At 68.3% G+C, this 9563-nt stretch carries 10 protein-coding genes; 8 read left to right on the top strand and 2 right to left on the bottom strand.

The genetic code is table 11. From position 1 onward, the window contains the following. Nucleotides 1–707 precede the first annotated feature (707 nt). The 5 genes from VEG08_11060 (at nucleotide 708) to VEG08_11040 (ending at nucleotide 5542) form a co-directional block, all read left to right on the top strand. Entirely contained in the window at nucleotides 708–1211 is a 504-nt protein-coding gene (locus VEG08_11060) for a DUF892 family protein (GenBank protein ID HXZ28523.1), read from the top strand. Between the two features lie 133 nt (nucleotides 1212–1344). Continuing rightward, complete coding sequence (locus VEG08_11055) at nucleotides 1345–2232, top strand: hypothetical protein (GenBank protein ID HXZ28522.1); 888 nt, start codon at nucleotides 1345–1347, stop codon at nucleotides 2230–2232. A 142-nt stretch (nucleotides 2233–2374) separates the two neighbouring features. Further along, nucleotides 2375–3364: a helix-turn-helix domain-containing protein gene (locus VEG08_11050; protein ID HXZ28521.1), complete on the top strand. Its 990-nt coding sequence runs from the start codon at nucleotides 2375–2377 to the stop codon at nucleotides 3362–3364. Between the two features lie 40 nt (nucleotides 3365–3404). Beyond that, entirely contained in the window at nucleotides 3405–4343 is a 939-nt protein-coding gene (locus VEG08_11045) for a DJ-1/PfpI family protein (protein HXZ28520.1), read from the top strand. Next, entirely contained in the window at nucleotides 4340–5542 is a 1203-nt protein-coding gene (locus tag VEG08_11040) for a M23 family metallopeptidase (GenBank protein ID HXZ28519.1), read from the top strand. Before VEG08_11045 ends, VEG08_11040 begins: the two co-directional genes overlap by 4 nt. Here the strand turns inward: VEG08_11040 and VEG08_11035 are convergent. Continuing rightward, complete coding sequence (locus VEG08_11035; protein HXZ28518.1) at nucleotides 5539–6459, bottom strand: sulfurtransferase; 921 nt, start codon at nucleotides 6457–6459, stop codon at nucleotides 5539–5541. The genes VEG08_11040 and VEG08_11035 overlap by 4 nt on opposite strands. 149 nt (nucleotides 6460–6608) lie before the next feature. Beyond that, entirely contained in the window at nucleotides 6609–7055 is a 447-nt protein-coding gene (locus tag VEG08_11030) for a hypothetical protein (GenBank protein ID HXZ28517.1), read from the bottom strand. A 148-nt stretch (nucleotides 7056–7203) separates the two neighbouring features. Here VEG08_11030 and trpC point away from each other — a divergent pair, with 148 nt between their 5' ends. From trpC to VEG08_11015, 3 genes are all read left to right on the top strand, one after another. Beyond that, nucleotides 7204–8049 (top strand): indole-3-glycerol phosphate synthase TrpC, encoded by an 846-nt coding sequence (gene trpC, locus VEG08_11025; GenBank protein ID HXZ28516.1) that lies wholly within the window; start codon nucleotides 7204–7206, stop codon nucleotides 8047–8049. A 148-nt stretch (nucleotides 8050–8197) separates the two neighbouring features. Beyond that, nucleotides 8198–8875 (top strand): phosphoribosylanthranilate isomerase, encoded by a 678-nt coding sequence (locus VEG08_11020; protein HXZ28515.1) that lies wholly within the window; start codon nucleotides 8198–8200, stop codon nucleotides 8873–8875. Between the two features lie 49 nt (nucleotides 8876–8924). Then, nucleotides 8925–9563 (top strand): pyridoxal-phosphate dependent enzyme (locus tag VEG08_11015; GenBank protein ID HXZ28514.1); only part of this gene is annotated, 639 nt, incomplete at its 3' end.

Here is a 9563-nt window from a genome sequence, read left to right as displayed (position 1 = left end):
TCCAACTGATGCAAGCCGCGCGCACGCGCGGCATGGAAGTGGCTATCGTCGAGGGCGAGCAGAAGATCGAGGAGTTGGAGAAACGCTCCCTGCAGCGGCCAAGGGTCTTCTACCGCCGCGAGCCCGAAGCCCAGCCCTTTGTCATTGCTAGACCCACCGCGCCCTGAGCGTCCGCCCGGCGTGACCAACGGCAAGAAACCAAGAAGAAACGACCTCTGGGGCAGGTGGCTGCCTGCCACGATCGCTAGGCGTAGCGGTTAAGCCCAGTTTTACGCGATTTACGGCTACCTTAACGGCTACCGAAAACGTATAGTAATTTCACCCATAACACTGGGAAAACCAAGATGCCGATTCTGGGTGGTATGTAGAATCAACGGTTTAGCCGCTGTTTATGAGGCTTTCAGGGCCACGGTGACCAATCCCTTCTTCGGCACCATCACCCAGTTTTCCGTCGCCGGTAGCCAGCCGCCAATCGAAGCAGGTCCCTCTCCCGGGATCGGAATTTCGCGCGCGGGGCGGGGTGGGCCGGAAGTTCTTACGCGGGGTGGGCGGCGGGGTGTCGAGAGAGTGAATCTCGTAGTTTTGCCAGTTGCGGCGGGGCTGGGATTCTTCTAGTTTGAAATCACCCTCCAGGCCCCTAACTCGGCTCAACTCAACCAACCTTCCAAGCAGAGCCAGTCCGACCAAATCCCCCAAGGAGCAGGACTATGCCGATCAAAAACCCGAAGGAACTGTTCGTGACGATGTTGAGCGATGTGCGGCAGAACACCGAGAAGATCACCAAGATCTTCCAGGAGTTCCTGCCGTTCGTGCAGGACCCCGACATCAAGCAGGCGCTGGAGGCGCGGCTGTTCGTGCAGGAGAAGATCCTGGCCACGCTCGACCAGTGCTTCAAGCTGATCGGGGAGCAGCCGGTGAAGCTGACGGGAAGGCTGTATGACGTCTTCCTGGAGGACTTCAAGAAGGAGCTGCAGGAAATCCAACTGCCGGTGGCCAAGCACCTGTTCATCCTGGCCAAGCTGCACCACCTGGTCAACTTCCGCATCGGCGAGTACAAGGCGCTGATCGCGGCGGCCGACATCACCGGGCACTACGGCGTGAGCGTGTTGCTGGAGACCTGCCTGGCCGACAAGATGGCGCTGGTGGAGCGCAACAAGGTGCTGCTGCGCAACCTGGTGGAGACCAAAATCGCGGAGCGGGTGGCTGCTTAGCCCGCTGTCCGCGCGCAAACCCGCGGGCCGCGCCCGTCCCTGAACCGCGGACGGTGCGGCCCGTTTTCTTCGAGCGTTGAGGGCGCGTGCCCGGAGGCTGGCAGCCCCGGCGGCCCAGTGGCAGACTCGAGACATGAGATCCTTCGTCCTCAGTTGCGCTCTCGTGCTGGCGGTGGTGCCCGCCTGCGGCGCGCAAGAGTCGGCCGCGGGGGACTGGAATGGCCTGATCCGAGGCGGAAAGTGCAAGGAAGCGCGGGCCCTGTGCACGCCCTGGCTGCGCGCGCCCGAGGCCGGAAAGCAGGCGGAGGGTCACAAGTGCCTGGCCAATGTCGAGCTCTGCGAGAGTGAGAGCGTGGTCTTCCTCCAGCCCAACGACCTGGGGGGCGCGGCCATGACCAGCAGCTACCCGCCGGAAGCGGTGGACAAGGCCCTGCAGCATCTGGAGGAGGCGCTCAAGCTGACGCCGCAGGACCTCTCGATCCACCTGGGGCGGCTGCACCTGCTGGAGATCTCCTTCCGCTATCCGGAGATGGCCAAGGCGCTGGATGACAGTTGCAGCACCTACAAGGGGAGCGAAGGCGTGGAGGTGTGGCTGGCGTACACGTCCGAGCTCTTCCAGCAGAAGCAATTCCGCGCCGCGCTGGCGCTGCTGCAGGTGCTAGACGAGCATTATCCCGACTCGCACCAGGTCCTGGGCAACATAGGCGCGGCCTATGAGATGCTCAGCCAGGACGAAGCGGCGATCCACGCCCTGCAACGAGCCGTGGAGCTGGCGCCCGCCGATCCCATCGACAACTGGAACCTCGCTCGGGCCTACGATTACGCCGGCAAGACCGAACTGGCGGAGCAGTGGTACAAGAAAGCCCTGAGCCTCGAGCCGGATGCGGAGAGGCGGAAGGGAAACGGCTGCCTCTACGCCGCCTTCGTCGAGCAGAAGCTGCATGACCGGAAGCGCGCCTGCCAACTGCAGCAAGCGAACTGCCCCGCCGAAGAGCAAACCGCCTGCGCCCCGGCGAAATAGGACCTCCTCAGCATGGCGGAAGCCGTGCCCGTCTCATCACTCGGCGAGAGCCCTTGCGGTGCGGCCAAGCAAGTCCTAAACTGTCGGTCCTGCGTCATTGCGGACCAAGAGCGGAGGCCGTAGAGTGCGCCCAGGAGAGCGAATGACGATGCGACGCGTGGGCATGATCGGGTTCGAGGGGCTGACCGCGCTCGACCTGGTGGGGCCGAGCGAGGCTTTCGCCAACGCCTACGTCGAGGACGCCGGCGGCAAGCCGCAGCGCGCCTACGAGATCGTGGTGCTGGGACTGACGCGCCAGTGCTTCACCGCCGCGGATTCGGGGCTGGTCTTCCGTCCCCACACCACGCTGGAGCGCGCCCCCGAGCTGGACACGCTGGTCGTCCCGGGCGGGCCGGGGCTGCGGGAGCCGGCCACGCAGGCGCAGGTGGCGGGGTGGCTGAAGCAGCGCGCGGGGAGGATCCGGCGAGTGGCTTCGGTGTGCACCGGGCTCTACGGCGTGGCCGCAGCCGGGCTGCTGGACGGGCGGCGCGCCACCACGCACTGGGCGCACGCCGCGGACGCGCAGCGGCGCTTCCCGCGGGTACGGCTGGAGCCCGACGCGCTCTATATTAAGGACGGCAAGTTCTATAGCTCGGCGGGGATCACCGCGGGCATCGACCTGGCGCTAACGCTGATCGAGGAGGACCTGGGGCCGCGGGCGGCGCTGGCGGTGGCGCGCGAATTGGTGGTGTACCTGAAGCGGCCGGGCGGGCAGGAGCAATTCTCCGAGCCGCTGCGCTTCCAGACGCAGTCGGCGGACCGCTTCGCCGACCTGGCGGCGTGGGTGGCGGGGCACCTGCGCCAGGACCTCTCGGTGGAGGCGCTGGCGGCGCGCGCCTGCCTGTGCCCGCGGCACTTCACGCGGCGCTTCAAGAAGGCCTTGGGGACGACCCCGGCGGACTTTGTGGAGCGGCTGCGGCTGGACGAGGCGCGCCGCCGCCTCTCCGCCCACGGGGAGACCATCGAAGAGGTGGCCGACTCGGTGGGCTTCCACAGCGGCGACGCCTTCCGCCGCGCCTTCGAGCGCCGCTTCGGAGTGACGCCCAGCGGCTACCGCGAGCGCTTCGTGCTGGGACGCGCCGCCGCGGGATAAGCGGGGCGTCATGGAGAACGGGAAGGGGAAGGGAGACGCCATGAAGCGAAGAGAGTTTCTACAAAAATCAGCGATGTTGGGGGCGGCGGCAGCCATCCCGGCGACGGTGCTGGGCAGACTGTCCGGCGGCGCACTGACCCGCGGCGCGGGCGCGGACGATGCGGCGGCCATCCCCGATCCCCTGCGCGCACCCGCCAAGGGCACCATCCCGGTCGCCTTCCTCATTTCCGACGACGCGGTGGTAATCGACTTCGCGGGGCCGTGGGAGGTCTTCAACAACGTCATGCTGCCCTCCCGGGGGCCGACCATGGACGACCAAATGCCCTTCCGGACCTACACCGTCTCGGAGTCGGCCGCGCCCATCCGCGCCTCTGGGGGGATGCAGATCGTCCCCGACTACACCCTGGCAAAGGCTCCGGCGCCGAAGGTGATCGTGATCCCCGCGCAGGAGGGTGCGGGCAAAGCCTCCCTGGAGTGGATCCGGCAAGCGTCCAGGGCGACGGACGTGACTATGTCGGTCTGTACGGGGGCGTTCGTGCTGGCCGAGACCGGCCTGCTGTCGGGGAAGGCCGCCACCACGCATCACGATTCCTATTCCGCCTTCGCCATGCAGTACCCCGACATCCGGTTGCGTCGCGGCGCCCGCTTCGTGGAGGAAGGCAACCTGGCGACCTCGGGCGGCCTGTCCTCGGGCATCGATCTGGCGCTGCGGGTGGTGGAACGCTACTTCGGCCGCGCGGCGGTGCAGTCCACCGTGTACCAGTTGGAGTACCAGGGGACGGGATGGATGGACCCGAATTCCAATCAAGAGTACGCGCAGAAGCGGGTCTCCACCGCCGAGCATCCGCTGTGCCCGGTGTGCGGGATGGACGTGGATCCGCAGAACGCCCCCAAGTCGGTCTACAGGGGCAAGACCTACTACTTCTGCTCGCAGGACCACAAGCAGCGCTTTGACCAGGCCCCGGAGAAGTGGCTGTGAAGCGCCGGACCAAGCCGGGCGGGGCCCTCCGCTTCTCCGGATCTCTGGGGGCGGTGCTGGGAGCGCTCCTGCCCCTGGTCCTGGCGTTCGCGGGCAGCGCGGGAACCGGGGCGAGCGCGCGGCCCACGCCGGTGGAAGTCATCATCCCGGCGCCGCCGGTGCCGGTGGCGGCGGAGGGAAAGCGCGTGCTCGCCTACGAACTGCACATCACCAACTTCGGCAGGGACCCGCTCCGGCTGCAGCGCATCGAGGTGTACGGCGGAGACGCGGAGCGACCGCTGGCCAGCTTCGAAGGCGCGGCGCTGGCGCAGATGGTCAGCCTGGTGGGACAGCCGATGAAGATGTCCATGTCCGCGGAGAAGGAGCCGGACGCGAGCCCGGATCTCGATCCCGGCCGCCGGCTGATCGTGTTCCTGTGGCTGACGCTGCCCCTGCCAGAGCGTGTGCCGGCGAGCCTGCGGCACCGCCTGTCATTCACGGTGGAGGGCGGGGAGCGGGCCGGCAAGGCATCGGAGATCGGCGGGATCGTCTCTCCGGTAGTCTCGGAAGGGGCGCCGCCGCTGCTCGAGCCGCCGCTGCGCAGCGGGGAGTGGTTGGCGGGCAACGGGCCGGGGAATTCTTCCGACCACCGCCGCGCCATCGTTCCTCTCGACGGGCGCGTCTACATCGCGCAGCGCTTCGCCACCGACTGGATGAGGGTGGGCAAGAACACCAACACCTTCCACGACTCGCGGGGGAAGAACGAGAACTTCTGGGGCTACGGCCAGCCCGTCTACGCGGTGGCCGACGGCGAGGTGACCGAGGCGGTGGACGAGTTCCCCGACCACCCGCCGGGCGAGCTGCCGCAGCCGGTGACGCTGGAGAACATCGCGGGGAATCACGTGATCCTGCGCATCGCACCCGGCCGCTACGTGCTGTTCGCCCACCTCAAGGCGGGCTCGGTGCGAGTGCGGCTGCACCAGCACGTCACGGCGCAGGACGTGATCGGCGAAGTGGGGGATTCCGGCCAGGCCACCGCGCCGCACCTCCACTTCCAGGTGATGGACGGGAACTCTCCCCTGGGCGCGGAGGGCGTCCCCTACCTCTTCCGCAGCTTCACGTTTCTCGGTCTGGGGCGCGACTTCGAAGAGGACAAGCATCCCTCCGTCCCCAGGCGGGACGAACTGCCCCTGGACGACGCCGTCGTCGCCTTCCGCTAAGGAGCGGTCGAGGTTTCCGTGGGCAGCTCTTTGTGGGCCGACCACTCTTCCCAGGAGCCGTCGTAGAGACGCACCTCGTAGCCCAGAGTGCGGGCGGCGAAGTAGACGCTGCTGGCCTGCTGCCCGATGTGGCAGTAGGCGATGACGCGGTCGCCCGGCTTGACCCCCGCCCGGCGGAACAGCTCCGCGAGCTGGTCCGGGGATTTGAGCTTGTGGTCGGTGTCGAAGAGATCGACGAAGGGCAGGTTGCCGGCCCCGGGGATATGGCCGCGGCGCTGGTCGCCGGGCCGGGTCTTGCCGGTGTAGTACTCCTGGTTGCGGGCGTCGACGATGGCCACGCCGGCGCGCTTGACGCCGGCCTTCACCTCGGCCAGGCCGGTGATGACGTCGGCCTGGGGGCACGGCGTGACCTTGCCGGGTTGGGCGGGGCGGGTCTCCTGGGTGGAGACCGGGCGGCCCTCCTTGTTCCAAAGCAGGAGGCCGCCGTCGAGCACCGAGGTCTGCGGGGCCAGGCCCATGGCGTCGAGCGTGAGATAGACGCGCGCGGTGGGCGCGAACCCTTCCCCCGGCGCGTAGAGGATGATGCGGGAGTCGTTGGAGACGCCGGCCCGGGCGAAGACGGCGGCGGCCTGGTCCATGGGCAGCAACTCCAGGGTGAGCCCGGTGGGACCGGTCATGAGATGGGTGTCCATGTAGGAGAGGAAGACGGCGCCGGGGATGTGGCCGTCGTCGTAGTCGTCCTTGCTGCCGACGTGGAGAACGACGAGTTTGGGATCGTGGAGGTGCTCGGCCAGCCAGGCGGAGGAGACCAGCATGGTGTCGCGGGTGCCGTGGCCGCCACAGGGCGCGGCCGCGGCGGGCTGGCAGAGACCGGCCGCAAGCAGCAGGGAGAGTGACAGCAGCAGCCCAAGACGCATGGTCGGATCCTCCGAGTGGGTCTGGATAGTGTACGCGCGCTGGCCGGGGCGAGTTCCGCCAGGTCCGGAATCGTCGGGAAAAGGTCGCAAACGGACGGCCAGGCTGCAGGCGGCGCAGGCGCCCGCCCGCTCCGATGGCCGGCAGGTACTCAGGCGGCGAAGGCCTGCTTCACCTGCGGCTGCAGCAGGTACCAGAGGATGAGGGCGTTGATGGCGATGCGGACCAGTCCGCCCACCGCCCCGATCACTCCGAAGGCAGGGAAGAGGTGGGAACGCAGCAGGACGGCGCCCAGGAAGCCCACGACTCCGCCCACCAGCCCCAGTCCGGAGAAGATCAGGGCGACGATGCGCGCCCACTCCTTGAGCGACCACAGGCCCCAGCCGACGACAACCGCCACCACGGCGAAGATCAGGCAGACCACGCCCGCGACCGCACCCAGCCCGGCCAGCACCGCCAGAGGTCCCATCTCGTGGGCGCGGGCGCCCAGGCCGGCGACGCTCATCATTCCGATGAACACCACGGCGCACAGCGTCAAAAACAATGCGCCCAGGAAATACAGGATGGAGATGACGGTGACCCCGGTGGGGCGTTGCATAGGTTCCTCCTCGGCAAGAACGGGCGGGTGGAGCGGAACGTTATCCCTCGATGCGCGGCGCGGTCAAGGCCTTTCGCTCGGAGAGGGCGGGGCAGCGGGCGGAGGGCGTGCGGACAGGCCGGGGGCTTATACTGATTGTTTTCCCGCGATGCCGGTGACTCTGGACGAACTCGTGGCTGCGGCGCGGCGCCGGGTGGAGCAGGCCAAGGCGGCCGGCGACTCCAGCCAGCTCTCCGCGCGGGCGGAGCAGCACGCGCCCCGCGGCTTGCGCAGGAGCCTGGAGCGGGCGCTGCCGGCGGGGCCGGCGGTGATCGCGGAGTTGAAGAAGGCGTCGCCGTCTCGGGGGACGATCCGGGGCAGCTTCCCGGTGGCGCGGCTAGCGGTGGAACTGGAGCAGGGTGGAGCAGCGGCCCTCTCTGTGCTCACCGAGGAGGAGCACTTCCAGGGCTCGCTGGCAAACCTGTGCGAGGCCTCGGCGGCCACCCACCTTCCCTGCCTGCGCAAGGATTTCGTCGTGGACGAGTTCCAGGTGCTGGAAGCGCGGGCGAACCGCGCGGATGCGGTGCTGCTGATCGCGGCCGCGCTGAGCGGCGCGGAGCTCAAGGCGCTGGCGCGCCGGGCGCGGGAGTTGGGCCTGGACGCGCTCTGCGAGGTCCACGATGAGCGCGAAGCGGAGCGCGCGGCAGCGGCCGAGTGCGAACTGATCGGGGTGAACAGCCGCGACCTGCGCACCTTCCAGGTGGACCTGGGGACGCTGGAGCGGCTGGCGCCGCGGCTGCCCGCGGGGGCGCTGCGGGTGGCGGAGAGCGGCCTGCGCTCCGGCGACGACTTGCGCAAGCTGCGCGACCTGGGCTACCAGGCCTTCCTGATCGGGGAGACGCTGATGCGGGCGGAGTCGCCGGGGGAGGCGCTGCGGCGGCTGATCGCCCAAGCCAAGGCCCCGCCTCTGGGCGCGCTGGGCGTGGTCTCGTGGCGGGCAGGGACGAAGGACTGAACTTCAGACGTCAGACCTCAGACGTCAGATATCAGCAGCATTCAGCCAACAAACTGCCAGCCACTAGCTGCAACTGGGAACTGGGAACGGGGAACTGAGAACTGGCCGACGGCCAACGGCCAGCGACCAAGGACCAACGACCGGGGTCATGACCTGGGTGAAGATCTGCGGGACCACCAGCGCGGAGGACGCGGCGCTGGCAGTGGAGGCGGGCGCGGACGCGCTGGGCTTCGTCTTCTGGGAGGGCAGCCCGCGGCGGGTGACGTCGCAGGCGGCGCGTGGGATCGTGGCCGGGCTGCCGGAGAAGGTGGAGAAGGTCGGCGTCTTCGTGGACGAAGACATCGAGCGCGTCTGGCAGGTGGTGGAGGAGGCGGGGCTGACCGGGGTGCAGTTCCACGGGCACGAGACCCCGCGGCTGATGAAGCGCTTCCTGGAGCGGGGCCGGCTGGATGACGAGGCGCGCACGGCGCGCACCTGGGTGTTCAAGGCCATCCCGGTGGGGGGCGAGCCTTACAGCGCGCTGCGCTACGTCAACGGCGCCGAAGAGGTGCTGAAGGCAGTGCTGCTGGATTCCGCCGGCGGGCGCGCGCCCGGCGGCACCGGCAAGGCCTTCGACTGGCAGGCGGCGCAGGCATTCGTGCTGGAGTTGGGCCAGCGCTTCCGCGTGGTCCTGGCGGGCGGGCTCAAGCCGGAGAGCGTCGGCCGAGCCATCGCGTTGCTGCATCCCTGGGGAGTGGACGTGGTGAGTGGGGTGGAGAGAGAGCCCGGGCGGAAAGATCCGGCCAGGGTGAAGGCGTTTGTGGAAGCGGCCAAGAGAATCGGGTGATCGGGTGATCGGGTGAACAAGAACCTTGAAACCTTGAAACTTTGAGACCTTGAAACATTCGACCAAGACGAAGAAGCAAGCGGCAACCCCCGGGCGCTTCGGGCCGTACGGGGGGCGCTACGTCCCGGAGACGCTGATGGCGGCGCTGGAGGAATTGGAGCGCGCCTACGAGAAAGCCCGGCGCGACGCCGATTTCCAGCGGCGCTTCCGGGGACTGCTGCACGACTACGCCGGGCGGCCTACGCCGCTCTTCCTGGCGCGGCGGCTGAGCGAGCACCTGGGCGGCGCCAAGGTCTATCTCAAGCGCGAAGACCTGTTGCACACCGGCGCCCACAAGATCAACAACTGCCTGGGGCAGGCGCTGCTGGCGGAGCGCATGGGCAAGCGGCGCATCATCGCGGAGACGGGCGCGGGGCAACACGGCGTGGCCACCGCCACCGTGTGCGCTTTGCTCGGCTTCGAATGCGTCGTCTACATGGGCACCGAAGACATGCGCCGGCAGGAACTGAATGTCTTCCGCATGCGCCTGCTGGGCGCCGAGGTGCGCGGCGTTGAATCGGGTTCGCGAACTTTGAAAGATGCGATCAACGAAGCCATGCGCGACTGGGTCACCAACGTCCGCACCACGCATTACCTGCTGGGCAGCGTGCTGGGCGCGCATCCGTATCCCGCGATGGTGCGCGATTTT

Source organism: Terriglobales bacterium (genome assembly GCA_035624475.1).
GTDB lineage: Bacteria > Acidobacteriota > Terriglobia > Terriglobales > Acidobacteriaceae > DASPRL01.
The sequence above is the reverse complement of the archived record's forward strand: the minus strand, read 5'-3'. Positions and strand labels throughout refer to the sequence as shown.

Bases quoted from the DNA above. Each gene is read 5' to 3' on its own strand.
- VEG08_11035 (HXZ28518.1), bottom strand. From the start codon at position 6,459: ATGCGTCTTGGGCTGCTGCTGTCACTCTCCCTGCTGCTTGCGGCCGGT.
- VEG08_11020 (HXZ28515.1), top strand. From the start codon at position 8,198: ATGACCTGGGTGAAGATCTGCGGGACCACCAGCGCGGAGGACGCGGCG.
- VEG08_11055 (HXZ28522.1), top strand. From the start codon at position 1,345: ATGAGATCCTTCGTCCTCAGTTGCGCTCTCGTGCTGGCGGTGGTGCCC.
- VEG08_11050 (HXZ28521.1), top strand. From the start codon at position 2,375: ATGACGATGCGACGCGTGGGCATGATCGGGTTCGAGGGGCTGACCGCG.
- trpC (HXZ28516.1), top strand. From the start codon at position 7,204: ATGCCGGTGACTCTGGACGAACTCGTGGCTGCGGCGCGGCGCCGGGTG.
- VEG08_11045 (HXZ28520.1), top strand. From the start codon at position 3,405: ATGAAGCGAAGAGAGTTTCTACAAAAATCAGCGATGTTGGGGGCGGCG.
- VEG08_11030 (HXZ28517.1), bottom strand. From the start codon at position 7,055: ATGCAACGCCCCACCGGGGTCACCGTCATCTCCATCCTGTATTTCCTG.
- VEG08_11060 (HXZ28523.1), top strand. From the start codon at position 708: ATGCCGATCAAAAACCCGAAGGAACTGTTCGTGACGATGTTGAGCGAT.